The organism is Pseudomonas sp. P1.8 (assembly GCF_001269805.1).
Classification (GTDB): domain Bacteria; phylum Pseudomonadota; class Gammaproteobacteria; order Pseudomonadales; family Pseudomonadaceae; genus Aquipseudomonas.
In genome coordinates, this window is record NZ_LHVM01000016.1 from 317,825 (window position 1) to 344,724 (window position 26,900).

The following is a 26,900-nucleotide window of genomic DNA, read 5'->3' on the forward strand; positions in this document are numbered from 1 at the left end:
GCCCCTTGCGGGGCTCGAGGCTTTTTTACGTCTACAAGGCACCCTCTCCAGTCGGAAACGGCCGCCCCAATGCCACCCAGTCGTTATAGAGCCTCGCCCCATCCTCCAGCGCTGTGAACACGGCAAACGGGTTGTCAAACGCTCCCGATGGCAATCGAATATTGCGGGGCAATCGCGCCCACAGTTCCTGCGAAGCCTCTGCTTCAGTCAACAGCTGCCAGACCCGTGCCTGAAGATCCAGATAATCAACCTGGAAGTCCGCGGTCAGGGTCAATGCATTGATGGTCCCCAAAAATCGCGCCCCTCCCGGTCTGAGCGCCAGCCGTTGCCAGATCTGTAGCCCCGCCTCGCGCGGCGCCCCTTCAATTTCGCGCAACCAGGCGGCAGGGCCCGAATAGTCATGACCCGGCACGCTCAGCCACAAATTGACGCCCGTTCGTTGTCGATGGCTGACCAGCCGTCGTAACGTGTCTTCATCATCCAGAGGGTTGTTCCACAGCAGCACCCGATCCCTGGCGATGGCCTGGTTCAAGATGGCCTGCGGCACACGGCGAATCTGGTTGTCACGCAAGTCCAGAGTCGTCAGGTAGGGCTGGTCCATGATCCCGGCCGGGCACGTCGTGATGCCGGTATTGCTCAGATTGAGCGAACGCAACTGCGCCATCCCCATCACTATCGGCGGGACGCCCAATGGGTTATCGCTCAGATCCAGCGATTGCAGCTGGGTCAGCGAACTCAACTGTCCCGCTGTGGCCTCTTCGAAGGTCAGTTGGGTGGCACGCAGATTCAACACAGTCAGGTGCTGTAACTGCGCAATGGTGGGTGGCAAGGCGCTTTCAAGCTCACCGTCGATGTTGGGCAATCGCAGGTCGGTGTCTTGCAGATCGAGAGTGCGCAAATTGGGGAACCGCTCAAGGAAGCCGTTCAGCGTCTCCCTTTCGGTCAAGTGGAAGTTTCGCAGGTTCAGCTCCACGACATCGTTGAAACGCACATTCAGCGCTGGCAGCCGGTGGTAGTCTTCATGGCTCAGGTTCATGACGAAACCGTCCACGTGATTGCCTGAATAGTGACTTTGTTGTTGCGGTGAGCGTTTCTTCCAGATATCGATCAATTCATCGGCCAGATCGTTTCGGGTCGCGGCTTCCTGGCGCATGGCGTCTTGTAACGTTCGGGCATTTTGTGCAGCGAGTTGCGTGTGATCAAGGCCTTCGGTACCGGGATCGCCCATTTGCAGGAACGCTACCTCCATATCGTCGATGTCCACCCCCACTTGATCGATCCAGGTGTCTATATCGCTATAGAGTTGATGCATCTGCCGCTTCAGCTCCTCGAGATGACGCTGAGCGTTACCTCCCAGGCGCTGCAACACTTCATCGGCCTCGGCGTCGGAAAACTCGGGATAGATATCCTTGACTTGCAACCTCGATACCTGCCAGGTCAGGGCTGCCGCTTGAGGCGTGCCCGGATAACCGCCGCCTCTGAGTCCGTAAGCCTCGAAGGGCAAACCTGAATCCATCCTGCCCAGACCGAGTATCAGCTCTGAACGAGATAGGAGTCGTTCGCCAACTTGCAGTTTCAATTGCCCACCGAGATCCCGTGATCGCAGCCCCAGCGCTGAACGCTCATCCTTGGACAACACCCCAGCAACAGCTTCATAAAAATCTGTCACCGAACTACCGGACAGATAGCCCGTCCCCGACTTGATCACGATTCGACAATCCACTGCGTCGAGCGGACCGCTGCGATCGAGCAACCGACCTGCAATCGAGCCATCACGCACGTCGATGCGCAGGCCCTTGGACCAGCCGGGCAGGTTTTTCAGTGAGTGCAAAGCCAGGGTGTCCGCCTCGGGATTGGCGACCGAGTGCAGGTAAAGTCCTTCAAACGCCCGATTGAGGCGCACATGCTGCTGAAATTGGCGAGCCTTGCTGTTCAATTGTCTGAACAGTCGTCGCGCCTCGGCGGCGTCCGGCTCAGCCTTGAAGTCAACGCCGTAGCGGTCGAGCAGCTGCTCGAGGGCGAGTTTGGGCACGTCGGGATATTGCCGTTGAAACAATTGCACCCACTGGTGCTCCGACCGTTGCAGCGCCTGGTAAAGGCGGTTGAATCTTTCGCCGGGCGTGCCGAAAGTGTCCGGCAGCGCCCGAACCTCCTGATCGATCCTGAAACGGTCAATAGTGTCCGCCAGCAAAGGGGTCGGAGCTCTGCCCGACTGCATCAGACGCAGCATGTCGTCACTGACAGCACTGACCCTGCCAATCTGTGCCAGCACCTCATCATTGAATGTACCCGCCGGAGCACCGACGCCACGCAGCAAGTCGGTACGTGACAGCATTGGCGAGGTCGATTGCCCGGGCACGGCGATGACCGCTGGTTCGGGACCAGGGACTAACGAGGGTTCGCCCTGTGCATCCTCAAGTTTGATCTGCGCGCCTGCCTCCGTGCCTTTGCTGACTGAGGAAGCGGCATCCGCAACCAGCGGCAGCGCATTGAGCAAGCCGAAAACGGTGCGGGTCACGCCCTCGGAACGTTGCTCGGCCGTCTCGCCATTGAGGGCCTGATCCAGGCCGTAGGCGGCGTCGATCGCCCCGGCCAGGGCCAGCAACCCTTCACCGCCTGGTACAAACAGCGCCAGAGGACCAAACTGGCTCACCCAGTGGACAATCGGTTCAACGACCGCACTCAAGTTGTCGCGGTTGACTTGAGCATCATCACGGATAGTGTCGACACTGGCCTGGGCGGCCTGTTTCATGCTCAACACCAGTTGCGCAAAAGGGTCGGTTTTTGCGGGGGCAGGATCGAAACCGATGTAATCCTCAGGATTCCAATAGCCATCGTTGTTGAAAAATCCGGCTTCCTTGGTCAACCGATGTTGTTGCGGATATTTCACCATGCCATCCAGCGCGGTGAGCACGCCAGCGTGAAACGTACCGTCGCGGCGATCGTCTTCGGCGAAGTGTGAAGCCAACGCCTGCCTGGTTTCGGTCAACCTGCCCTGGTCGACGATCCAGCGGCGCAGCAAGTGTCCATCGGCAAATTCATGCAGGGGCGAGGAATTGCCCGGAATGTACATCAGCACCTTGCCGCTGGTGCGGTCGCGATAGCACCAGATATCCGTCGCGCTGTATCGATAGAGCAGCAGACGGCTTACCTCGACACCTGAGGCGATCCGGGTCGGCGCTTGCAACTGTTGAATCGTCAGGGTTTCCCAAGCCTGATCGATGGGCAATCCCGCCGACCGCATGGCCAGATGCAGGCCCTCTTCGCTCAAACAACCCTCCTTGCGCTGCAGCCAGGCCGCCATGACAAACGCGGCTTTGGTGGACATTCTCAAGGCGAAGGGTTTGACCGCCTCGATGGCCTCATCCGCGGGCCAGGCACTCTCGACATACGCTTGGTACAAGTCCTTGAAAGACAGGAGCCAGACCCATTTTTTGAAGTCGGCAGGCCTGAGACTGATCTGTGTCTGCGGCCCATAGGTTTGCGGTAGCGTACTGCGATAGATGCCCTCATAAGTTTTGTGATTACCGCTGCCGTCGTAGGCAAATTCGTCGACATTTTCAACGATTCGAACCGACGGGCCGACGTCTGGTGGCGTGAATAAACCGAAGGCGTTTTCCCCAAAGCGTCCGTCGGCGACGGTCTGGTAATTGGATAACAACGCTTGCACCAGTGTTTGCGAACGCGTCACTTGCCCCTGGTAAAGGCCGTTCTGGGCAGGATGCCCCGCGTAATCGTAATCGAGCGTAACCAGCAAGGCTGATTGCGGGTCGACGTCCCACCTTTTCTTGATCTCGCATTCAGCGAACTGGGCAGGTGTTTGTGGAAGCACCCTGGCCACGACAGCTTTCAGTTCGTCGAGCAGGGGCAGAGGTTGCGCGGAATTCGCTTCAGACAACTCGTTCATTTTGCATTCCGTTGCAGTTAGAGGAACTTCACCCTAACCAATCTCGGTGGTCTGCAACGTGGGAGTGATCGACAGCTTCTTTCGGAAAATTCGCGGTTTCCAGGCGGAAACCATAACGCTGTCAACTGCAGGGGTGAGCTTGCTTGCGATAGCCGTCTGGATACGTGCGCTCCCCAGACGGGGCGCGTTATCGCTGACGTCCATCGCGAGCAAGCTCGCGCCTACAGTATCGGGCTTACCAAAAACGTTGCTGGGTCAACCGGCTCCACCAACTCAGCAATACGCGATCGACCGAGCCGCTGGCAGCCATGCCGATGCGTTCCGGCAGACTTTTGCGCTCGGCATAGTGCAGGTGATAGAGCTCGGACTGTTTTGCGCGCTCGGCCAGGTACTCGTCGCTGGTCTTGAGCTCGTCCACCAGTTGTTTGTCCAGTGCCGCCACACCCAGCCATATCTCGCCGGTAGCGACATCATCGATGGCCAGTTGGGGGCGATAGCGGGACACGAAGTTCTTGAACAGTTGATGGGTGATATCCAGGTCTTCCTGAAACTTTTCCCGCCCCTTTTCGGTGTTTTCGCCAAACACCGTCAGAGTGCGTTTGTATTCACCGGCGGTGAGGACTTCGAAGTCGATGTCGTGCTTCTTCAGCAGGCGATTGACGTTGGGCAACTGCGCCACCACACCGATCGAGCCGAGAATCGCGAACGGTGCGCTGATGATCTTCTGCCCGATGCACGCCATCATGTAGCCGCCACTGGCGGCGACTTTGTCGATGCACACGGTCAGCGGCACACCCGCGTCACGGATGCGTGCCAGTTGCGAAGACGCCAGGCCATAACTGTGAACCATCCCGCCGCCGCTTTCGAGTCGCAGCACCACTTCGTCCTTGGGTGTGGCGAGGGTCAGAAGTGCGGTGATTTCATGGCGCAGGCTCTCGGTGGCCGAGGCCTTGATATCGCCATTGAAATCCAGCACGAACACCCGAGGTTTGGTCTCGGGTTTCTTCTTTTGCTTTTTATCGGTTTTAGCCTGGGATTTACGCAGCGCCTTGAGTTGATCCTTGTCGAGCAAGGTTTGCTCCAGGCGTTCGCGCAGCCCTTTGTAGAAATCATTGAGCTTGCTGACCTGCAACTGACCGGCCGTCTTGCGTCGGCCCTTGCTGCGCAGGGCCGCAAAACTGGCCAGGACCACCAGAATGGCGATCACCAGGGTCACGGTTTTGGCAAGAAAGATGCCGTACTCGGTGAAAAACTCCACAGGGACTCCTTGAACGATGCGCGACTTGGTACGCGCGCGGGATACCTCAAGCATACCCATGCGCCAGCTCATCGGCCAGCCGTGAAACCTCTGGCAACAGGCGTGTAACGAGCATTTCAAACAAGCGTATGTTTTTTCATTGACAGCTCACCGCCATCCCCATAACCTCGCCAAACCTTCAACGTACCGGGATGACGCGGACGTGGGCAGTATCTATTTGATTCGACATGGCCAGGCCTCCTTTGGTGCAGACGACTATGACGTCCTGTCGCCGACCGGTATTCGCCAGGCAGAAATCCTCGGCCAGCACCTGGCCGAACTCGGGATCAGCTTCGATCGCTGCCTCGCGGGCGATTTGCGCCGTCAGCAGCATACCGCCAACAGCGCGCTGGAACAGTTCGCTGCCGTGGGCCTGCCGGTCCCGATCCTGGAGACTGATTCAGCGTTCAACGAATTCGATGCTGACGCAGTCATCCGCGCACTGTTGCCGGCGATGTTGGCAGACGAGCCAGACGCCTTGAACATCCTGCGCAACGCGACGCAAAACCGCGGTGAGTTCCAGCGCATTTTTGCCCTGATCATCGAACGCTGGCTCGCCGGCACCCATGACACCCCCGGGCTGGAAAGCTGGTTGGGCTTCGTCGAGCGGGTTCAGGCTGGCCTGCACCGAATCCTTGAACAAGCCGACAATACCCAGAAAATCGCCGTGTTTACTTCCGGTGGCACCATCACTGCCCTGCTCCACCTTATTACGCAAATGCCTGCAAAACAGGCCTTTGAATTGAACTGGCAAATCGTCAACACCTCGCTCAACCACTTGAAATTCCGTGGTCGCGAGGTGTCGCTGGCTTCCTTCAACAGTCAAACGCACCTGCAACTGTTGAAGGCCCCGGAACTCATCACATTTCGCTGAGTCCGGACTATTGTGACCCTGGCTGTATTCACCCAGCTCTTTTTACCCAAGAAAGGATCGAACCATGACCTCCGTAGCTGATGCCGTACAAGCAATGAAAGCCAAGTTCAACCCAGCCGCTGCCGCCGGTCTGGACCTGGTCTTCGGTTTTCGCATCGACGACACCAAGAACTTCTCGCTGATCGTCAAGGACAGCACCTGTGAGTTGCAGGAAGGCGAAAACCCGGACGCCCAGGTGACCCTGGTGATGGACGAGGAAACCTTGAAAGGCATCGTCAGCGGCGAAACCGACGGCATGCAAGCGTTCATGGGCGGCAAGCTGCGCGCTGAAGGCGACATGATGCTGGCCATGAAACTGTCCGAGCTGTTCCCAAGCTAAGCACGCTGCTCCCGATCTTCGGGAGTCGTCTGGCTGCAAGCGAATCCCGCCCCTCGTGGCGGGATTTGTTGTTTGAGTCTTTCACAATCCTGTATCTGTGCCCGGCAGGCACTCCTACAATACGAGCACCTTCAACACCGGCCTGCCCATGGATATCGACCTCGCCCGCACCTTCCTCGAAATCGTCCGCCACGGCAGCCTGGCTGCGGCGGCGGAAAAACTGCATGTGACACAAACCGCAATCACCGCCCGCGTGCAGAAACTTGAAGGCCAACTGGGCAGCACTCTGTTTATACGAAATCGCGCAGGAGCACGCTTGACGCCCAACGGTGAAGCCTTTGTGGTCTACGCCAATCAACTGGTGGAAACCTGGGAAGCCGCACGACGGGACCTGCCGTTGCCAGAGGGTTATCACAATGTGTTGCACATTGGTGGCGAGGTCAGTCTGTGCAACCCGCTGATGCTCGGCTGGGCCCGCCAAATTCGAGTGAAGATCCCCAGCCATGCCTTGCGCATGGAAATCCGTGACGGCGAAAACCTGCTGCGTCAGCTGGAACTGGGGGTTTTGGATGCGGCGCTGGTGTATCAACCCCAATACTGGCCACGCCTTCAGGTCGAGCAGGTTCTCGAAGAAAAACTCATCCTGGTGCGCCTGGCCAATCGACCCGATCCTTATGTTTACATCGACTGGGGCCCTGATTTCCGGCGCCAACACGATACTGCCCTGCCGGAAAACTCCAAGGCTGCCTTGAGCTTCAACCTGGGGCCGCTGGGTTTGCAGTACATCCTTGAAAACGGTGGCAGCGGCTATTTCCGGACCCGCGTCGTACAGAGCTATCTGGAAAGCGGAGCAATGGAACGGGTGCCAAAGGCCCCGGAATTCAATTACCCGACCTATCTGGTTTACTCCCGCGACCGCGACTCGCCAACCCTGCAACAGGCCTTTGATCTGCTGCGCGAAGTCATCGACTCCAACGAAGACTGGTCGCAACGCTGGGATCCGCTGACCTGAATGCATTTTTCACCGGAGCATGGCGGTTGTGTCCTTCAGGTTCACCTGTCTGAACGCCGAAATCGACTAATCTGCTGGGGATAACAAAAACGACAGGTGATTGCAGTGAGGCAGACCACCGATGCATTCCGCAGCCGCTACCGTGCCGCCGTTCATCCACGCTACAACCCATGGCTACACGGCACATTTGTCTTGCTGTTCGGGTCGGTGGCCATCAGCGCTTTCTGGAGCAATGTGCATCAGGTTCGGCCAGCAGAATGGCTGGCGGTGCCCGTGACCCTGCTGCTCTTGAACCTCGGGGTATATGGCGCCCACCGTCACCTTGGGCATCACAAAAAAAGCTTCTCCCGAATGTTTTATGCCCGACATGCCGGCGACCACCACAGCTTTTTCGCTCCCGGCCACATGACCTACGAAGATGCGCGGGACTGGCGGGTGATTCTGTTTCCAGCGTGGCTGATTGTGTTGCACACGTTGGTCATCACCCTGCCGCTGTGGTGGTTGCTCAAACAATGGAATACCAATGTCGCCGGACTGGTCGCGGGTTGCCTGGTCGTCGGCTACCTGGCCTATGAAGTGTTCCATGCCTGCGAACACTTGCCCCCGCACATCCCGATTTCGCGTCTGCCGTGGATTCGCCAGATGCGCCGCCTGCATGAGCTGCATCATCGCCGCGAACTGATGCAGGAGCGCAATTTCAACATCGTTTTTCCGCTGATGGACTACCTGTTTGGCACCCTCTACTGGGAGCCGGAACCTGAACTGTTCAACCTGACGAGAATCCCCATGACCCGCATGCAGCATCAGACCGTCATTGCCGGACATCCAATCCAGGTACTTGCCTACGCCAGCACTGTGTCTCTGTGGCCGCAATGGCATCCGTCGTCGCTGCGGATCGACGGCCCAAAAGGTCCGTTGCATGCCGGTGCGCGCTTCGAGGAAGACATTCGCGCCGGTGGACGCGATGGTCACCTGAGCTGGGAAGTGCAGGAATATTTGCCCGGGCGACGTTGGAGTGCGCAGGCTCAGGGTGACAATGGTTTGTCCTTGATCGTGACCTACGAGTGCAGCCGCGAAGGTGAAGACACCCGCTTCACCCGTACGCTGGAGTACCGCTTCAGTAGCCTGGCGATGCGAATTGCCAACCAGTTGCTGCTCAAGCGTCGTATCGATCACGAGTCGGCGGCATCACTGCGGGCGTTGCGCGAGAAGGCTCAACACCACCTGGCGGCGGGAGTTGACGCGTGAAGGTGCGCCATTTCGTGCTGGCCCTGATCATCGCGATTGGTGCCTTCTTGCTGTTGATGCCGACCAAGGTCAAACCGGTGGCCTGGACACCTCAACCAGCGCCCTCTCTCACCGATGGCCCCTTTGCCGAGAATCAGCGCCTCAAAGGCGTGGAGCGCGTAGGCGCATCGGACATCGACGGGCCAGAAGCCTTGCTGCTGGAGAACGACAGCCTCATCACCGGACTGCACGATGGCCGTCTGATCCGCACCAGCCTTGACGGCAAGACCACCAAAGTTTTGGCCGATACGGGTGGCCGCCCCTTGGGGCTGGCTCGCCATCCCAATGGTTTGCTGGTGATCGCCGATGCGATCAAAGGACTATTGTCACTGGACGCCCAGGGACGGCTGGTCGCGCTGACCACCGAGGCTGGCGGCACGCCGTTTGGTTTTACCGACGATGTGATCATCGACAAGCCTGGTCATTACGCTTATTTCAGCGACGCATCCAGCCGCTTCGGTTACGGCCATGATGGAGAGGCAGTGCTTGAGCATGGCGGTGACGGTCGTTTGCTGCGCTATGACTTCCAGACGGGCAAGACAACCGTACTGCTCGACAAACTGGAATTCGCCAACGGCGTCGCCATGGGGCCGGACGATGCGTTTGTGCTGGTCAACGAAACCGGCGCCTACCGCATCAGCCGTTACTGGCTCAGCGGGCCGAAAGCGGGCACCCACGACCTGTTCATCGACAACTTGCCCGGTTTACCGGACAACCTGTCGTTCAACGGTCACGACCGCTTCTGGGTAGCGCTGTATGCGCCGCGCAATGCACTGCTCGACGCCACCGCCCCACACCCGTTCGTGCGCAAGATCATTGTTCGGGCCCTGACCGTGCTGCCCAAACCGGTAGAGAAACACGGGTTCGCCCTCGGCCTTGACCTTGAGGGCAAGGTCATTGCCAACCTGCAGGATGCTGGCGCAGGCAATTACTCGCCGATTACCACGGTGCGCGAATATGGGGACTGGTTGTATTTTGGTTCGCTAAAGGCGCAGCACATGGTGCGGTTGCCGTTGAGCAAGGCATTCTGACAAACAACTGAAGGAGCGAGACTGCTCGCGATGGGCCAGTCAACCAACATCAATGTTGAATGGACTGGCATCATCGCGGGCGAGCCTGCTCCTACAAGGGCGGGTTCAGTCTGGCTCTTCTTCCGGGTCAGGACGAAGACTGCAGTTGCTCGACGATCTTGTCCTTGACCTCCAAACGCTTCGCCTTGAGCTTTGTCACCGTGTCATCGCTGGATTTTGCTTCCTCTGCCTTCAACACTTCGGCATCTGCCTGTGAGTACTTGTTGAGCAACGAATCCAGTAATGGATCCTTGGAGCGTTTCTGCTGGATTTCTTCCTTTGAACGTTTCAGATCCTGATAAAGGTCATGGGACACCGGCATGGAACACCTCCGTTTGATGATCGGTAGTGAAACGCGATCGATTGCGTTCACCAACTATCAGAATGGCCTTGGTTGGGCGGTTCTGTCGACCACCTGTCAGACCAGCGGTGTCCGTTCGTCGTCCTGTCGCAAATGCGATAAAACCTTTGTGTCTGAATCGGCCTCCACACGTTAACGATCACCGGATCACCCATGAAAACCCGTGTGGAGAAAGACCAATGGACGGATTGAACTTGCGCCACCTCGCCCTGGCCGTAGCCCTGAGTACCAGCATGGGCACGGCTTTCGCTGCCACTTCCAATGATTTTGTCGATAAAGCAGCCGCCGGCGGCATTGCGGAAATCGAAACCAGCCGCCTGGCGCTGGAAAAAAGTGCCTCTGCCGACGTGAAGTCGTTCGCCAACATGATGATCACCGATCATTCCAAGGCCAACGATGAACTGGCAGCCATTGCAAAAAAAAATGACATCGAGGTGCCAGACACCACCACGCTGGTGAAGCAGGCCAAGGAAAAGATCCTCGACATGCGCGATGAATCCTTCGACGAGGCCTACGCCAACAACCAGGTCAAGGCCCACGAAGACACCATTGAGTTGTTCAAGAAAGAAGCCAATACCGTGACGGACGATAAAACCAAAGGCGCCACCGAGCTCAAGGGCTTTGCGCAGAAAATGCTGCCGGCGCTGGAAAAACACCTGGAGATGGCGAAAAAACTTCAGGCTGCTCATCCGAGCAAATAATTGCCTCGCACAATCACCAAAAGCCGCGTCCCCTGGCGCGGCTTTTTTATTGGACGACGTTCGGCAAACGCAAAAAAAAAGATCGCAGGCTTCGCCAGCTCCTACAGTTCTGGGTGCACACAAGAAAAATTCCTGCCCGGGACGAACAACTATTTCGTACGGCAAATGTCACTGACTTGCGCCGATCATTTTTTGGAGAATCGGCACACACTTTCAAGGAGTCAAAGCACATGGCGGCACTGCAGACCAGCACACTCGATGCAATGATCAAAAACCAGGCTCAATTGCTGACCGAATGGAAAAACGGCCTGGAAGCCAGCGGTGCCACACGCAACCTTAAAGAGCAGGATTTGCAGCAGCAGACGTCCGACTTTCTGCAATTGATCGTCGCCGGCCTGCAAAACGGCAACGGCCAGAACATCACCGCCGCCGGCTGGAACGATATCCGTCAATTCCTCGAAAAACTCTCCCATAGTCGCGCCCTCCTCGGGCAGGACTCGCACCAGACCGCCAGTTTCATTTTTTCGTTGAAAGGTCCGCTCTTTGCACTGCTGCAAAATCAGTATCAGGACAGCCCGGCGCTGCTGGCCGAACAGCTCTGGGAGATTTCCGAACTGCTCGATGCCCTCGGCATGCACACCATTCGCACGTTCCAGAAGTCCCGCGAGGCGGTAATCAAGCGCCAGCAGGAAGAATTGCTTGAACTGTCGACACCCGTGGTCAAACTGTGGGACGGCGTGCTGGCACTGCCAATGATCGGCACCCTCGACTCACAACGCACCCAAGTAGTGATGGAATCGTTGCTGCAACGCATCGTCGACACGGGTTCGGAGATTGCAATCATCGACATCACTGGCGTGCCGACAGTTGACACTCTGGTGGCGCAACACTTGCTCAAAACGGTCACGGCGATTCGCCTGATGGGTGCCGATTGCATCATCAGCGGCGTGCGCCCGCAGATCGCCCAGACGATCGTGCACCTGGGCCTGGACCTGCAAGGTGTGGTGACCAAAGCCAACCTGGCCGATGCCCTGAAACTCGCGCTGACCCGACTCGGGCTGACTGTCAGCAAGGTGGATTGAGCCCATGGAGCGCATTCCTATTTTGCAGATGGGCGACTTTCTGCTGGTGACCATTCAGGTCGACATGCATGACCAGTTGGCCCTGACCCTTCAAGACGATCTGTCCGAGCGCATCAGCCGAACATCCGCCCGGGGTGTACTGATCGATATCTCGGCCCTGGACATGGTCGACTCGTTCATCGGCCGGATGATTGGCACCATTTCCGGGCTCTCGAGCATCATGGATGCCCAGACCGTGCTGGTGGGCATGCAACCCGCGGTCGCCATCACCCTGGTTGAACTGGGCCTGACGTTACCCGGCGTGAAAACCGCGCTGAATGTCGAACGCGGGATGAAACTGTTGCAGGACCGAGTACGTGAGCAATGAACGTGCGCAGCAGCGGCACTCAGTCGATCAACATCGAGCAGGACGTGGTGCTGGCCCGCCAGACCGCGCGCAAACTCGCGCAGGAATGCGGCATGCGCCTGATCGACCTGACCAAACTGGTCACCGCCGTCAGCGAGCTGGCGCGCAATACTATGGTCTACGGCGGTGGCGGTGACATGGACTGGCAAATCCTCGATGACGATGCCCGTTGTGGCTTGCGCCTGACCTTCCGCGATGAAGGGCCGGGCATCCCGGACATCAAACTGGCGATGACCGACGGTTGGACCTCCGGTTCCGGTCTGGGTCTGGGCCTGACCGGCGCCAAGCGCCTGGTGGACGAGTTTGAGCTCGACACCGCGCCAGGCCAAGGCACTCGCGTTACGATCACCCGATGGACATGAACATCGGCGGGTCGATGACCCAAGTCCTGGCGATCGAGGACAGCAGCCAGATCGGCCATGCCCGGCGCACCGCGCAAAACCTGGCGCAAATACACGGTTTCGATGCGACCGATGCCGGGCGGGTTGCGTTGGTGGCCACGGAACTGGCGAGCAATATCCTCAAGCATGCAGCCCGGGGCGAAATGCACTTGCGCGTCTTGCCGCGCAAGGGTGGCTTCGGTATCGAAATGCTCGCCGTCGACCGCGCCCAGGGCTTTGATTTGCAGGCGTGCCTCACCGATGGTTTTTCCACGGGGGGCACACAGGGCATCGGATTGGGCGCGGTGTCACGCCAGGCACAGGTATTTGATGTGTACGCCGACCACCGTGGCGCTGTGTTGTTGACCCGACTTTACCCACGCGAAGACAAGGCCCCGGACCGGCGAATCGGCGTCAGCCAGCATTCTTTGCACAACGACCCGGCCTGCGGCGATGTCTGGCATCTGGCCTTTGACGGTCCACACATCAGCGCCCTGGTGATCGACGGACTCGGGCATGGCGAAGACGCGGAAGTGGCCGCTCGCGCCGGCGAAAAAGCCTTCGCGTTGTCGCCATTTGTCTCACCGGTACTGATGATGGAGGACCTTCACCAAGCCATGACCGCCACCCGTGGCGGTGCCGTGGCCGTTGCGCAGGTCGATACGGCCCGCAATTCATTGACCTTCACCGGCATCGGCAACATCGGCGCCTGCCTGATTGCACCGGAAAAATCCCGCGGCCTCGCCTCGCACCCCGGCATCGTCGGCGTGCAATATCGAAAGGCACAACCCTTTGACTATGCTCAAGTGAACGGACAATTGTTGATCATGTACAGCGACGGCCTGCAATCACGCTGGAACCTGCAGGACTATCCCGGTCTGGTGCACCGGCACCCCGCCGTGATCGCCGCCGTCCTGCACCGCGATTTCTGTCGCGGTCGGGACGATGTCACGGTGTTGGTCATTGCTCTGGAGGCCACCCATGGCTGAATCACCCTTGAGCCCGCTTGATGAGCAAGCCGCGCAAATCGCCCGACTGCAAAGCGAAGCCACGGCATTGCGCGAAGAGCTCGATGAAACCAATCAGGGCGTACTGGCGCTGTACGCCGAACTCGATACCCAGGCCGAGCAGTTGCGCCAGGCGTCTGATCTCAAAAGTCGCTTCCTGTCGTACATGAGCCACGAATTCCGCACCCCGCTCGGCTCGATCCTGAGTATTGCCAGCCTGCTGAGCGATGAGCTCGACGGACCTTTGAGCCCTGAGCAGCACAAGCAGGTCGCCTTCGTCAGCACGTCGGCCCGCGAGTTGAGCGACATGGTCGACGACTTGCTGGACCTGGCGAAGATCGAAGCCGGGCGCATCACCATTTCCCCGGCCTGGTTCGACATGTTCGACCTGTTCGCGGCTCTGCGCGGCATGTTCCGGCCCATTGTCGATACCAGTGCCGTCGACCTGATTTTCGAGGAACCCGTTGGCCTCCCGCGCCTGTACACCGACGACAAGAAGCTCGCGCAGATCTTGCGTAACTTCATTTCCAACTCGCTGAAGTTCACCACCCATGGCGAAGTGCGGGTCTCGGCACGACTGGAAGACGCGACGCACGTGCGATTTGCCGTCACCGACACCGGAATCGGTATCGCCCAGCAGCTACATGGCGCATTGTTCGAGGACTTCTCCCAGGTCGACTCGCCGCTGCAAAAACGCCTGCGTGGAACCGGGCTCGGCCTATCCCTGTGCAAACGCTTCGCGGGCCTGCTCGGCGGCGAAGTCGGGGTACAGAGCGCGCCGGGCGTGGGCTCGACCTTTTTCGTGATCATCCCGCTGGCCATCGCCATGGAGCCTGCCGATGAAACGTGACCTGCGCTTGCTCATCGTCGACGACAACGTCGCCACGCGCTATGCCTTGCGCCGTCGCCTGGAACGCCACGGTTATGAAGTGCTCGAGGCCGGTACTGGCACCGAGGGCCTGGAACTGGTCGCGAGTGTTGCCATCGATGCGCTGATCCTCGACGTCAACCTGCCCGACATGAGTGGTTTCGACATCGTGCGCAAATTGCGCTCCGAAGGCGCTACCGCCCTGCTCCCGGTTATTCACGTGTCAGCCGCGTCGATCCAGACCGGCGACATCATCACCGGACTCGACGCCGGTGCCGATGCCTACCTGATTCACCCGGTGGACCCGGATGTGCTGCTGGCCACCCTGCGCACGTTGATGCGGGTGCGCGACACCGAAAATGCCCTGCGTGAAAGCGAAGCGCGGTTTCGCGAGATCTTCGTCAATGTATCCGCGCCCATTGCCGTACTGGATGCGCAGTTGAAGGTACATGAATGCAACCACGCATTCGCGCAACTGGTGCAGGACAACCTGGACCCGGACACGCTGCGTGAGTGCTTCGCCGACGACCAGATTGCTATCATCGACGAGTTGCGTCTGCGCCTGGCCTATGGCGAGCGCTGGAAAGGCACGCTGAACATGCAGGTGCAGGGCGAAACACGAGAGACCCTGTGGCAGATTTCACCTTACCGCACACCCGAACTGAGCCTGGTGTTTGTCGAGGACGTCACCGAGCACCGCCATCGCGAACGCTCGCACCTGGCCCGACTGGATGACGCCACCACGCAACTGGCCAAGGAAGTCGCCGAACGGGCGCGCACCGAAGCTCAACTGCTGCAAGTGCAAAAAATGGATGCGCTGGGCAAATTGACCGGAGGCATCGCCCATGACTTCAATAACCTGCTCACCGGCATCATCACCAGCCTGGAACTGATCCAGAAACGCGTCGCCGAATCGCGCACCGAAAAGGTCGAGTTCTATGCCGAAGCCGCATTGAGCTCAGCCATGAGCGCCGCCTCACTGACCCACCGTTTGCTGGCGTTCGCCCGTCAACAGCCCCTCGACACGCGGCCAGTGGACATCAACGAACACATTCGCTCCCTCGAAGAATTGCTGGTGCGTACCATCGGCGAACGCATTGCGCTGAAACTGGAATTGACTTCAAAACCGGCTATCGCGCTGGTCGACCCGATTCAACTTGAAAGCGCCATGCTCAACCTGGTGATCAACGCCCGCGATGCCTTGCCCCAGGGCGGCAACATCTGGGTCAACACCTATGCCGCGTACTCCCATGGCGATCCGAACCTGGCCGATGGCGCGTACGTTGCACTGTCGGTCCGTGATGACGGGACCGGTATCGACCACAGCGTGATCGGCAAGGTGTTCGATCCGTTCTTCACCACCAAGCCGCTGGGCCAGGGTACAGGGCTCGGGCTGTCGAGCATTTACGGTTTCGCCCGGCAATCGGGTGGCGATGCGCACATCCGCAGCGTGGCACGACGCGGCACTGAAGTGACCATCATGCTGCCTGCCAGCACCGATCCCACGGCCAGCCTGGTCGAACCGGCCAATGTCGATCCGCAGGGAGCCGGTGAGCATGTGTTGATCGTCGAGGACACACCCTCGGTACGGCTGTTCGTCGCTGAGGTACTCGCCGATGCCGGTTATCGTTGTACTCAAGTCAGCGACATCGAAAGCGCGCTGGAGCGCCTGCAAAACGACCCGTCCATCGACCTGCTGCTGACGGATGTCGGCCTGCCACGTATGAGTGGCCGGGAACTGGCCGATATTGCCAGGGGCTGGCGCGAAGCGTTGCCGATCCTGTTCATGACCGGTTACGCCGAAACCGCGATCAATCGCCAGGTGTTCCTGGGCAGCGGCATGGAAATGCTGATCAAGCCATTTCAGATCAATGAACTGCTGGATAAGGTGCGCCGGACCCTGGACGGTGTCTGAAATTTAGTCCAATCCCCTGTAGGAGCGAGCAGTCTCGCGCCTACAGGGGTTTCGTCGCACACGGACGTTATGCTCACCGCAGATCCACTGTAGGAGCGAGCATGCTCGCGATGGCGGTGTGTCATTCAGCGCATTTGCCGGCTGATACACCATCGCGACCAGGGGGCGGTCAGCCGTTGAGGACGGTGCGCACCATTTGCGTCAGCGCCTGCGGGCCATAGGGTTTGCTCAACAGATGGGTGTCGGGGCTGAGTTGGTGGTTGCGCGAGATGATGTCGCGGGTATGCCCTGATGTGAACAGCACAGCCACTGGCGGAACCTGGACTTTTGCCCAGGCGGCCAGATCCGAACTCTTGATCAGGCCGGGCATGACCACGTCAGTGAAAATCAGGTCCACCGCCGCCCCCTCCAGCAACATTTGCATGGCCATGTCCGCGTTGGTGGCCGTCAGGATTTCATACCCCTCGTCCCGCAGCAGCTCTACCACCGAAGCGCGTACCGCATCATTGTCCTCGACCACCAGAATGCGTTCATGCCCGCCAGGTTGATGCACATCAGGATTCGGCGTTTGCGCCGGTGCCAAGCGGTGGGTGCGAGGAAAATACAACTGCACCCGTGTCCCCTGCCCGACCTCGCTGGTGATCTCGATATGGCCGCCGCTTTGCTTGACGAAGCCAAATACCATGCTCAGTCCCAACCCGGTGCCCTGCCCGTCAGCCTTGGTGGTGAAGAATGGCTCGAACGCCTGTGTCAGCACCTGCGGCGGCATGCCAACGCCGGTATCCGCGACCGACACACGCACGAAATCGCCGGCGACGATGCCCTTGCCGACACAAAAATTGCGGTCGAGGCGGATGTTCTCGGCGCTCAGATCAATGTTGCCTTCGCCTTGCATGGCATCCCGGGCGTTGATCGCCAGATTGAGAATGGCATTTTCCAGTTGGTTGCGATCGACAAAGACACTCCAGGCATTTTCGGACGCGGTCATGTGCACCTGGAGCGTTTCACCCAGCGCGCGCTGCAACAGCTCTGCCAGATCGTCGAAGATCTGCCGCAACGTGAAGACCGCTGGCGACAACGGTTGCCGACGAGCGAACGCGAGCAATTGCGAGGACAGTTTTGCGCCACGCTCGACAGCGGCAATCGAGGCGGCAACCCGGCGCTGCACATTGGCATTGTCACGCTCGTGGCGCGCCAGCAAGTGCAGGTTGCCGGCGATCACTTGCAGCAGGTTGTTGAAGTCATGCGCCACACCACCGGTGAGGCCGCCGATGGCTTCAAGTTTCTGTGACTGGCGCAGTTGCTCTTCTGCCGCCAGCCGCGCCTCAACTTCGTCGGCCACCCGCTGCTCCAGATTGCGGGTGAACCTGAGCAGGGATTCTTCGGCGGTCTTGCGCTCGTGGATGTCGATCAATACGCCGGGGAAACGAAACGCTTCGCCTTGCTCATTGAACTCGCAACAGCCGCTGGCGAGTACCCAGAGATAGCTGCCGTCGGGACGCAGGACGCGGTATTCGACGTTGAACGGTTCGCCGGTTTGAACCGAATGCCTGACTTGCTCCTGAACCCAATCGAAGTCATCGACATGAATGCGCGCCTCCGCGATTTCCTGTGGCAGGTTTTCCAGAGTCTGCCCGGGCGGATAGGAAAACGTGCGGGCGAAACGCTCGTCACCGGACAGCACATTGGCCTTGATGTCCCACACGAACGAACCGAGCAAGGCCCCGGCATTCAGTGCCAGGCGCACCCGTTCGTTGTCGGCGCGATAAGCGTCCTCGGCAGATTGCCGACGACGTTCGGATATCACCCGCTCCGTGGTTTCGACCACCATGGCCAGAACCCCGGCCGGGCCTCCGTGATCATCAGCGACCGGACTGTAATAAAGATCCATCCAGACTTCTTCCGGAACCCCGTCACGTAATAGCACCAACTCTTTGTTGCGATAGGACAAGGTTCCACCTGCCAGGCAGGTATCGACCACATGCCGATTGAATTCGGCGACTTCCGGCCAGCCCAGTTCCACCGGAGAACCCAGCAGATAAGGGTGCCGCCCACCGGCAAATAACGAGTAGGCATCGTTATAAATCATGTATCCGGACTGGCCCCAGAGCATCACCATCGGCAACGGTGACGCGAGCATCATTTGCACGGTGCTGCTCAAGCTCCTGGACCAGGTGTCGAGCGGGCCCAGTTCGGTCTGGCTCCAGTCGAACGCACGAATGCGCCCGGCCATCTCGCCGCTCCAGCCCGAACATCCGTGACTATCCTCTAGAAACTGCATCGCTTGGCTCTATCCCGCTCATCTGCGCCCGTTTGATTCGAGCATCAGGCACGCCATTCGTTTCATAGAGGTATAGCTGATTCTCTCAGCCCTCAGCAGATCCCCTTGCAGGAGCGAGCCTGTTCGCGAAAAACGCCAACGATAATGCGGGGTGCCTGACGAATTGCGGCGTCCTGTCGTCCATCGCGAGCAGGCTCGCGCCTACAGGAATTACGGGTTCAGTGAAAATCCCGGCTACGCACATGGATACCGTCCAGCAACTCACTAAAGTCACTCAAGCGCCCGGCTATCAGGTGCCGGACCTCGCCCTCTTTCTCCCAGCGTCCATCGACCTTGAGCAACTGCGAACCGACCAGAACCTGACGCTGGCGCTCAGCGAGGTCGCGCCAGACCACCACATTGACGTTGCCGAACTCGTCTTCCAGGGTGACGAAGGTCACTCCGCTGGCGGTACTCGGACGTTGCCTGCCTGTCACCAGTCCGGCAACGCTGACCGGTCGCCCGTGTTCGACTTCAAGCAGCTCTTTTGAACTGCGGCAGCGCCGGGCTTTCAGTTCACTGCGCAACAACGCCAACGGATGCGGCCCGAGGGTGGTACCCAGACTGTTGTAATCGGCGAGCAGGTCTTCGCCGACCGTGGGTTTGGGCAGCGCCACCGCGCCCTCCTCCTGACTCGGCAACCCGGCGAACAGGCCGAGCTGTTTCTGCACACCCGCCACTTCCCAGCGCGCCCGATGCCGATCACCGGCCAATCCACGCAACGCACCGGCATCGGCCAGTAGCTCCCGGGCACGGGCATCGAGCCCCGCCCGCTCGCCGAGGTCGGCGATGTCGGCAAACGCTCCGTTCCCACGCGCCGCCTCGATGCGCCGGGCATCGTCCTCGCGAAAACCCTTGATCATGCGCAGGCCCATGCGAATCGCCGGTTGCGCACCGGCAAGCGGTTCCAGACTGCAATCCCAGTCGCTGGCGCGCACGTCCACCGGGCGAACCTGCAAATGATGACGGCGCGCATCCTGCAGAATCTGGTCCGGGCTGTAGAAGCCCATCGGCCAGCTGTTGATCAGCGCACAGGCGAAGGCCGCCGGTTCGTGGCACTTCAACCAGCAACTGGCGTAGGTCAGCAAGGCAAAACTGGCGGCGTGGGACTCAGGAAAACCATAACTGCCGAAGCCCTTGATCTGCTCGAAAATCTGCGCGGCGAATTCGGCGGTATAGCCCTTTTTCTTCATGCCCGCGGCCAGGCGCTCCTGGTGCGGTTCCAGCCCACCGTGACGCTTCCAGGCCGCCATGGACCGACGCAACTGATCGGCCTCGCCGGGGCTGTAGTCGGCAGCGACAATGGCGATCTGCATCACCTGTTCCTGAAACAGCGGCACACCGAGGGTGCGCTTCAACACTTCCCGCAACTCTTCGGAGGGGTAGCTTTCGAGTTCTTCCTTGTTTCGACGACGCAGGTACGGGTGCACCATGCCCCCCTGAATCGGCCCCGGACGGACAATCGCGACCTCGATCACCAAGTCATAGAATTTGCGAGGCTTGAGCCTGGGCAGCATCGACATTTGTGCCCTGGATTCGATCTGGAACACGCCGACGGTGTCGGCCCGGCCAATCATGTCGTAGGTTTGCGAGTCTTCAGAAGGCACCGTTGCCAGGCTCAAATCGCGGTTGCGATGGCGACGCAGCAAATCGAAACAACGACGAATCGCGCTGAGCATGCCCAAGGCCAAAATGTCGACCTTGAGCAGGCCGACCGCGTCGAGGTCGTCCTTGTCCCACTGAATGATGGTGCGATCGGCCATGGCCGCATTTTCCACCGGTACGAGGTGGTCCAGCGGCTGCTCGGAAATGACGAAGCCGCCGGGGTGCTGGGACAGGTGTCGGGGGAAACCGATCAACTGCTGCGTCAGGCTCAGCACCCGGCGCAGCACCGGGCTTTCGGGGTCGAAGCCACCTTCACACAAACGTCCTACGGGCGGTGTTTGATCACTCCAGTGGCCACAACAATCGGCCAGGGCATTGATCTGGTCCGGTGGCAAACCCAACGCCTTGGCTACATCACGCACCGCGCCGGCGGCATGGTAAGTGCTGACCACCGCGGTCAGCGCCGCGCGCCCCCGCCCATAGCGATTGAACACGTACTGCAGGACTTCCTCGCGGCGTTCGTGCTCGAAGTCCACATCGATATCCGGCGGCTCGTTGCGCTCCTTGGAAATGAAGCGCTCAAACAGCATGTTCATCCGGTCAGGGTCGATCTCGGTGATGCCCAAGGCGAAACATACCGCCGAGTTGGCCGCCGAGCCCCGACCCTGGCACAGGATTTTCTCGCGTCGGGCGAAGGCGACGATGTCCTGAACGGTCAGGAAATAACTTTCATAACCCAGCTCGGCGATCAGCCCGAGCTCCTTGTCGATCAGCCCGCGCACCTTTTCGCTGGCGCCTTTGGGCCAACGCTCGCGGATGCCGCGCTCGGTCAACTCGCTCAGCCAGGAGGTGGCGGTATGCCCCTCAGGCACCAGTTCGCGGGGATATTGATAGCTCAATTGACCCAGATCGAAGGTGCAACGCCGGGCGATCACCTGCGTTTCTTCCAGCAGGGCTGGCGGATAAAGCGCCTGCAGAACATCGACACTGCGCAGATGCCGCTCGCCGTTGGGGTGCAGACGCAAGCCGGCGTCGGCCACCGGCAAGTGATGACGGATCGCGGTCATGGTGTCCTGCAAGGCCCGCCGACCACGTGCGTGCATGTGCACATCGCCGCTGGCCACCGCGGGAATTCGCAACTCCCTGGCCAGGGTCAACAGCTCGCTCAGGCGCCGGGCATCGTCCTGGCCGCGATGCAATTGCACCGCCAGCCACAGGCGTTCGGCAAAGACTTGTTTGAGCCAATGCCCTTGCTCAAAAGCGTTGACTGCATCCGGCACCCACAACGCCAGCAGCCCCGGCAGCGGTTCGCTGAAGTCTTCACGAAGCACCTGATACTGGCCTTTGTGCGTGCGGCGTCGGGCACGTGTAATCAAGCGACACAACGATTGATAGCCCTCAAGACTCTCCACCAGCAGCACCAGTTTCGGGCCGTTTTCGATACGCACTTCACTGCCGATGATCAGCGGCAGCTCCACGGATTTCGCTGCCTGCCAAGCACGAACAATCCCCGACAAGGTGCACTCATCAGTGATCGCCAGTGCCTGATAGCCCAGCTTTTTGGCTCGCTGAAACAGCTCGAGCGCACTGGAGGCGCCGCGCTGGAAGCTGAAGTTCGACAGGCAGTGCAGCTCGGCATATTCGATGTTCATGCGAACCAGCCCTGCAACCACAACGGGCCGTCCTCACCCACCGCCCGGTAGGCCCAGCCCTGCTGGCCGGCGCGGGTTTCGATCAGGTAATAATCCCGGCGGACATCGCCGCCGTCCCACCAACCGGACTCGATACGCTCCGGCCCCATGAGGATGCGTGCCGAGCCCTGGTGCACGGCCAACGGTTCAGTCAGCAGCCAGCCCGGCCGCTTCACGACGGCAAGCCCCGTGCAGGAGTGATGGTCGGCCCTGGCCTGCCAGGCGCACTCGGGTCGATGATCGGCCTGAAAGCGCAGGCCATGCACCGCGTCATCCCCCAGCCGTGCGCGCAAGCGTTCGCGCAGTTGTTCCCAGGGCAAGGATTGCTGCGGACGATCATCGAACAGTTCCTGATGCTGGGGTACGAAGCTCGGCAAGTCTTCGGCGCGCAGACGGAAGCCGCGCACCGGCGCCTCGACCTGGACTTGCTCCAGTCGCCCCCGGGCCAGTTCAAAGAGCATTGCCGGATCGCGCTCGGCGCTGAGCAGACCGACCTTGATCAACGTGTCCGGCAACCCGGCGTGTTCCAGGTGCAGGTCAAAACGCTGTACGCCACTGTCACGACCGCAGAGGAATGCCGCCAGATCACCAGTCAACCGGCGCAATGGAAACAGCAAGGCCTGATGGGACTGCACATCGAAATTGAGCTCGATGCGCACATCGAAACGGTCCGGCGGCAGGTAGAACGCCAGCGCGAGCCGGCGTACCCCGAGCAGCGCGTCCAGATGCTTGAGCACCTGGGCCTCGAAACGCCGAGCGAGGCTATGCCGGGGCAACGCCTGCACCTGGTTCAAGGTGCGCAGCCCCATGCGCGACAACGCCGTGGCAACCGATGCCTCCAGCCCGATCCGGTCGACGGGCAATTGTCCCAGGTGATGCTGCAAGGCCTGATCGTCTGGCACCACGAGGCCGTCATATGCGTTGGCCAGGACCCGTGCCGCCACCGGATTGGGCGCGGCGACGATGCGATGACGAAAACCCAGTTCGCCAAGTTCGCGACGCAAGCGTGCCTCGAATTGCGGCCAGTCACCGAACAGCCCGAGGCTGGACTCGATTTCAAACACCACGGCTCGCGGGTAATGCACGCTGACCTGGGAACTGAAGCCATAGGCCCAGGCGGCGAGAAACTGCTGCCAGTGCTCGATGTCGGCGGCGTCATATTCAGCCGTGACAAAACCTTTGCTCAAGGCCTGGGCGGCGCTCATGGACTGACCGGGGCGCAAGCCCAACGCCCGCGCCGGACCATTGACAGCCTGCAACACCCGGCGCTGGGCCGGGCCGGTCAGCAAAACCAGAGGCTCATCGGGATCGGCACGCTGACGCAGTAACGCGTCCAGCGCCAATTGCGGGAAGAGAATGCAAACCCAGCGCATGGCAACCTCAATGCCCCACGGCGAAGGCAATCGGCGCCGAACGGGCCAGACCGCCCCGGCACTTGAGCACCCGCAATTGCGCCGGTTGCGCGTCGATGGCGATACGCAGGGCCGCAGGCGAAGGGTTGATGGCTTCACTGAGCGGGCGATAGGCAAACGCCAGGGTCTGGCCGGTCTCCGCCGCCACCTGCAAGCGACGTAATGCACGATCATCGGCCTTGTGCGGCCAGCACAGCACCGCGCCGCAACTGCCGGAACGCAGGCATTGTTCCGTCGCCCACAGCGCATCGCGCTCGCTGGCCTGGATGATCGACAACTGACGCAGGTCGACCCCGGCGCTCTGCCACGCCTGGGGATACGGTACGTAGGGCGGCGCCACCAGCACGATGCGTTCGCCCGCCGCCGCCAGCCGCGCCAGCGCAGGCCACACCAGTTGCAACTCGCCGACGCCCTGCCCGGCCAGGAGGATTTCCGTCAATGCCGCCTCCGGCCAGCCACCGGTGGGCAACACGGCATCCAGCGTGGCATGCCCGGTGGGTTGCGGGCTGACGGCCGGCGGTGCAGGCCGGCCCTTCCAGACCTGGCCGCCATTGAACAGGGTATCCAACGCAACGACGGCACCCATCAACCTTTCCTCACCAGACCACAGAACACCCCTTCGATGGCCAGATCCTGATCGGCTTCGACGATGATCGGCTGGTAGGCCGGGTTACGCGGCAACAGGCGCACAACGTCACCCACCCGTTCGAAACGCTTGATGGTGACCTCGCCGTCGAGCCGCGCAACGACGATCTGGCCGTTGAGCGCCTCGGGATTGCGGTGCACACCCACCAGGTCACCGTCGAGAATGCCGTCTTCGATCATCGAATCACCCCGGACCCGCAGCATATAGTCCGGTACCCGGGAGAAAAACGATGGATCGAGCAGCAAACGGCTGTGTACCTCGGCATCGGCGCCGATGGGCGCACCGGCCGCGACCCGACCGAGGACTGGAATGTCCAGCAGTTCGGGGCGTGGGGGTTGCCCAAGCAAGCGAATGCCCCGGGCCTGATGAGGATTGACCTCGATAAAACCGGCCTCGGTCAGGGCCAGCACATGCTTGCGTGCCACGCTTCGGGAGGCAAAGCCGAACGCCTCGCTGATTTCAGCGAGGCTCGGGGACTGACCCTGTTCGGCGATGCGATCGCGGATAAAGGTCAGGATGGCGGTACGGCGGGGCGTTAAAGTCGTCATGGAGTACATTTGTACTCTTTCAGGTTTTTCCTGGCAAGGGCCGGCAGTCAGCTGAGACACAAAAAACTGTACATGCATACAGATAAAGATTGCTCAGACACGCATCAGCCGCCATTCTGTGCACCTCTCGTACTTGATCGACGATGGTGGTTATGCAGCTGTACCTCTGTGAAAAACCTTCCCAGGCCAAAGACATCGCGGCTGTACTCGGCGCCAGGCGCCGGGGCGATGGCTGCTGGCTGGGAACGGACGTCACGGTGACCTGGTGCATCGGCCACCTGCTGGAAACCGCACCGCCGGATGCCTACGACGCCCGTTACAAACGCTGGGTGCTGGCTGACCTGCCGATCATTCCGGAAAAATGGAAGATGACTGTCAAGCCGCGCACGGCCAGCCAGTACAAAGCAGTCAAGCGCCTGCTTGGCGAAGCTTCAGAGCTGATCATCGCCACCGACGCCGACCGCGAAGGCGAAATGATCGCCCGGGAGCTGGTCGAACATTGCCGTTACCGCGGGCCGATCCGCCGCCTCTGGTTGTCGGCGCTGGACGATGCCTCGATCCGCAAGGCCCTTGCCGCGCTCAAACCGGGAGCCGACACGTTCAACCTCTATCATTCGGCCCTGGGCCGATCTCGGGCTGACTGGCTGATCGGCATGAACATGAGCCGGCTTTTTACTTTGCTCGGGCGCCAATCCGGTTATCAAGGGGTGTTGCCGGTCGGGCGCGTACAAACGCCGACCTTGCGCCTGGTGGTGGATCGCGATCGCAGCATTGCCGACTTCGTACCGGTCGCCTACTGGGCCATCGACGTGCAACTGCTGCACAACGGCACCACGTTCACCGCGCAATGGCGGGCGGCCTCCGAGGCTTGCGACGACCAGGACCGCTGCCTGAACCAGGCACTGGCACAACAAGCGGCAACGGCCATGGGCCGCGCACCCACCGCCCGGGTGATCAAGTTGCGCACCGAGCGGATGCGCGAAGTCGCCCCCCTGCCCTTCGATCTGGGCACCCTGCAGGAAGTCTGTTCGAAAAAGCTCGGCCTCGGCGCCCAGGAAACCCTCGACATCGCCCAGGCGCTTTACGAAACCCACAAAGTCATCACCTATCCGCGCAGTGATTGCGGTTACCTGCCGGTCAGCCAGCACAGCGAGGCGCCGGCGATTCTGGCAGCGCTGCGTCAGGCCGACCCGGCCCTGAACATCTTGCAAGATCACCTTGAGCCGCACCGTCGCTCGCGGGCCTGGAACGACGCCAAGGTCAGCGCTCACCACGGCATCATTCCCACCGCGGCCGCGAAAAACCTGGAACGCCTGACCGGCAAGCACCGTGCGGTCTACACGCTGATCCGCGCCCGTTACCTGGCGCAGTTCCTGCCCAATCACGAATACGACCGCACCCAGGCCGATTTCGACTGTGCCGGCGAGGCGTTGCGCGCAGTGGGAAAACAAATCATCGAACCGGGCTGGAAACGCGCCCTGCCCGAAGCGCTGGCACCGGCCAAGGGGCGCGAAGCGCCAACGCCGCAAACACTGCCGAACCTGGCCGAAGGCATCGATTGCGCGGTGGCTGGCGTGCAGTTCAAGGACCTCTGGACCCAGCCACCCAAGCCTTTTACCGAAGGCGATCTGATCAAGGCGATGAAGAACGTCGCCAAACTGGTGGAAGATCCACTGCTCAAGCAGAAACTCAAGGACACCACCGGTATAGGCACCGAAGCGACCCGTGCCTCGATCATCCAGGGCTTGCTCGACCGTGGTTATCTGATCAAGAACGGCAAAGCCCTGGCCGCAACACCCGCAGCGTTCAGCCTGATCGACGCCGTGCCGCGTGCCATTGCCGATCCGGGGACTACGGCAATATGGGAACAGGCCCTGGACATGGTGCAAAGCGGGGAAATGAGTCTTGAGGAGTTTGTCACCAAACAAGCGGCATGGATGAGCAGGCAAGTCAGCCGCTGTTCCGGGTTGAGCCTGACCATCAGCGGCCCGGCAAGTCCCGCGGGGCGAGGAGCGACTCCGTGGAAAAACAAGCGCAAGACCGCCAGTGGCAAACCTTCGAGCAGCGGCAAGCGGACAACGGGCAAGCGCGCGGCAAAACCGGCCAAGCCCTCGTAATGTTCATTTATTCGA

General features: G+C 60.3%; 21 protein-coding genes. 13 read left to right on the forward strand and 8 right to left on the reverse strand.

The genetic code is table 11. From position 1 onward, the window contains the following. Positions 1 to 31 precede the first annotated feature (31 nt). Both AD668_RS18050 and sohB read right to left on the reverse strand, forming a co-directional pair. The gene (locus tag AD668_RS18050; protein ID WP_053160901.1) at positions 32 to 3,907 is read right to left on the reverse strand and encodes a dermonecrotic toxin domain-containing protein; all 3,876 of its coding nucleotides are present in this window, start codon (positions 3,905 to 3,907) and stop codon (positions 32 to 34) included. A 235-nt stretch (positions 3,908 to 4,142) separates the two neighbouring features. Next, positions 4,143 to 5,165 (reverse strand): protease SohB, encoded by a 1,023-nt coding sequence (gene sohB / locus AD668_RS18055; protein ID WP_053160902.1) that lies wholly within the window; start codon positions 5,163 to 5,165, stop codon positions 4,143 to 4,145. 202 nt (positions 5,166 to 5,367) lie between these two features. Here sohB and AD668_RS18060 point away from each other — a divergent pair, with 202 nt between their 5' ends. From AD668_RS18060 to AD668_RS18080, 5 genes are all read left to right on the forward strand, one after another. Continuing rightward, positions 5,368 to 6,078, forward strand: coding sequence for a histidine phosphatase family protein (locus AD668_RS18060; RefSeq protein WP_053160903.1), 711 nt, complete (start codon positions 5,368 to 5,370; stop codon positions 6,076 to 6,078). A gap of 64 nt (positions 6,079 to 6,142) precedes the next feature. Then, positions 6,143 to 6,457 carry an SCP2 sterol-binding domain-containing protein gene (locus AD668_RS18065; protein ID WP_053160904.1) on the forward strand — a complete coding sequence of 105 codons (315 nt, stop codon included), beginning with the start codon at positions 6,143 to 6,145 and terminating at the stop codon, positions 6,455 to 6,457. A 148-nt stretch (positions 6,458 to 6,605) separates the two neighbouring features. Next, on the forward strand, positions 6,606 to 7,469 hold the full coding sequence (locus AD668_RS18070) for a LysR family transcriptional regulator (protein ID WP_053160905.1): 864 nt from the start codon (positions 6,606 to 6,608) through the stop codon (positions 7,467 to 7,469). A gap of 105 nt (positions 7,470 to 7,574) precedes the next feature. Then, entirely contained in the window at positions 7,575 to 8,717 is a 1,143-nt protein-coding gene (locus tag AD668_RS18075) for an SRPBCC family protein (protein WP_053160906.1), read from the forward strand. A 56-nt stretch (positions 8,718 to 8,773) separates the two neighbouring features. Further along, positions 8,774 to 9,787 (forward strand): SMP-30/gluconolactonase/LRE family protein, encoded by a 1,014-nt coding sequence (locus AD668_RS18080; RefSeq protein WP_256220724.1) that lies wholly within the window; start codon positions 8,774 to 8,776, stop codon positions 9,785 to 9,787. A 127-nt stretch (positions 9,788 to 9,914) separates the two neighbouring features. On the opposite strand, the gene AD668_RS18085 is transcribed toward AD668_RS18080, so the two are convergent. After that, a complete protein-coding gene (locus tag AD668_RS18085) occupies positions 9,915 to 10,148 on the reverse strand; it encodes a DUF465 domain-containing protein (protein ID WP_053160908.1) in 234 nt (77 codons plus the stop codon). 218 nt (positions 10,149 to 10,366) lie between these two features. Between AD668_RS18085 and AD668_RS18090 the strand changes: the two genes are divergently transcribed. From AD668_RS18090 to AD668_RS18120, 7 genes are all read left to right on the forward strand, one after another. Next, positions 10,367 to 10,888 carry a DUF4142 domain-containing protein gene (locus AD668_RS18090; protein WP_053160909.1) on the forward strand — a complete coding sequence of 174 codons (522 nt, stop codon included), beginning with the start codon at positions 10,367 to 10,369 and terminating at the stop codon, positions 10,886 to 10,888. Positions 10,889 to 11,118: 230 nt separating this feature from the next. Continuing rightward, the gene (locus AD668_RS18095; protein ID WP_053160912.1) at positions 11,119 to 11,970 is read left to right on the forward strand and encodes an STAS domain-containing protein; all 852 of its coding nucleotides are present in this window, start codon (positions 11,119 to 11,121) and stop codon (positions 11,968 to 11,970) included. 4 nt (positions 11,971 to 11,974) lie between these two features. Further along, the gene (locus AD668_RS18100) at positions 11,975 to 12,337 is read left to right on the forward strand and encodes an STAS domain-containing protein (RefSeq protein ID WP_053160913.1); all 363 of its coding nucleotides are present in this window, start codon (positions 11,975 to 11,977) and stop codon (positions 12,335 to 12,337) included. Further along, positions 12,334 to 12,738 (forward strand): anti-sigma regulatory factor, encoded by a 405-nt coding sequence (locus tag AD668_RS18105; protein WP_053160915.1) that lies wholly within the window; start codon positions 12,334 to 12,336, stop codon positions 12,736 to 12,738. Before AD668_RS18100 ends, AD668_RS18105 begins: the two co-directional genes overlap by 4 nt. Continuing rightward, on the forward strand, positions 12,735 to 13,745 hold the full coding sequence (locus AD668_RS18110) for an ATP-binding protein (protein ID WP_053161356.1): 1,011 nt from the start codon (positions 12,735 to 12,737) through the stop codon (positions 13,743 to 13,745). Before AD668_RS18105 ends, AD668_RS18110 begins: the two co-directional genes overlap by 4 nt. Beyond that, positions 13,738 to 14,613 carry a sensor histidine kinase KdpD gene (locus tag AD668_RS18115; protein ID WP_053160918.1) on the forward strand — a complete coding sequence of 292 codons (876 nt, stop codon included), beginning with the start codon at positions 13,738 to 13,740 and terminating at the stop codon, positions 14,611 to 14,613. The genes AD668_RS18110 and AD668_RS18115 overlap by 8 nt, the downstream gene beginning before the upstream one ends. Then, positions 14,603 to 16,546: a response regulator gene (locus AD668_RS18120; protein ID WP_053160919.1), complete on the forward strand. Its 1,944-nt coding sequence runs from the start codon at positions 14,603 to 14,605 to the stop codon at positions 16,544 to 16,546. Before AD668_RS18115 ends, AD668_RS18120 begins: the two co-directional genes overlap by 11 nt. Before the next feature lie 169 nt (positions 16,547 to 16,715). Here AD668_RS18120 and AD668_RS18125 read toward each other — a convergent pair whose 3' ends face one another. From AD668_RS18125 to lexA, 5 genes are all read right to left on the reverse strand, one after another. Continuing rightward, complete coding sequence (locus AD668_RS18125) at positions 16,716 to 18,827, reverse strand: PAS domain-containing sensor histidine kinase (RefSeq protein ID WP_053160920.1); 2,112 nt, start codon at positions 18,825 to 18,827, stop codon at positions 16,716 to 16,718. A gap of 218 nt (positions 18,828 to 19,045) precedes the next feature. Then, positions 19,046 to 22,144: an error-prone DNA polymerase gene (locus AD668_RS18130; protein WP_218187260.1), complete on the reverse strand. Its 3,099-nt coding sequence runs from the start codon at positions 22,142 to 22,144 to the stop codon at positions 19,046 to 19,048. Beyond that, complete coding sequence (locus AD668_RS18135) at positions 22,120 to 23,535, reverse strand: DNA polymerase Y family protein (RefSeq protein ID WP_053160922.1); 1,416 nt, start codon at positions 23,533 to 23,535, stop codon at positions 22,120 to 22,122. The genes AD668_RS18130 and AD668_RS18135 overlap by 25 nt, the downstream gene beginning before the upstream one ends. 7 nt (positions 23,536 to 23,542) lie before the next feature. After that, positions 23,543 to 24,160: a translesion DNA synthesis-associated protein ImuA gene (gene imuA, locus AD668_RS18140; RefSeq protein ID WP_053160924.1), complete on the reverse strand. Its 618-nt coding sequence runs from the start codon at positions 24,158 to 24,160 to the stop codon at positions 23,543 to 23,545. Continuing rightward, positions 24,160 to 24,777: a transcriptional repressor LexA gene (gene lexA / locus AD668_RS18145; RefSeq protein ID WP_053160926.1), complete on the reverse strand. Its 618-nt coding sequence runs from the start codon at positions 24,775 to 24,777 to the stop codon at positions 24,160 to 24,162. The genes imuA and lexA overlap by 1 nt, the downstream gene beginning before the upstream one ends. Positions 24,778 to 24,920: 143 nt before the next feature. Between lexA and AD668_RS18150 the strand changes: the two genes are divergently transcribed. Beyond that, positions 24,921 to 26,885, forward strand: coding sequence for a DNA topoisomerase III (locus AD668_RS18150; protein ID WP_053161358.1), 1,965 nt, complete (start codon positions 24,921 to 24,923; stop codon positions 26,883 to 26,885). Positions 26,886 to 26,900 lie beyond the last annotated feature (15 nt).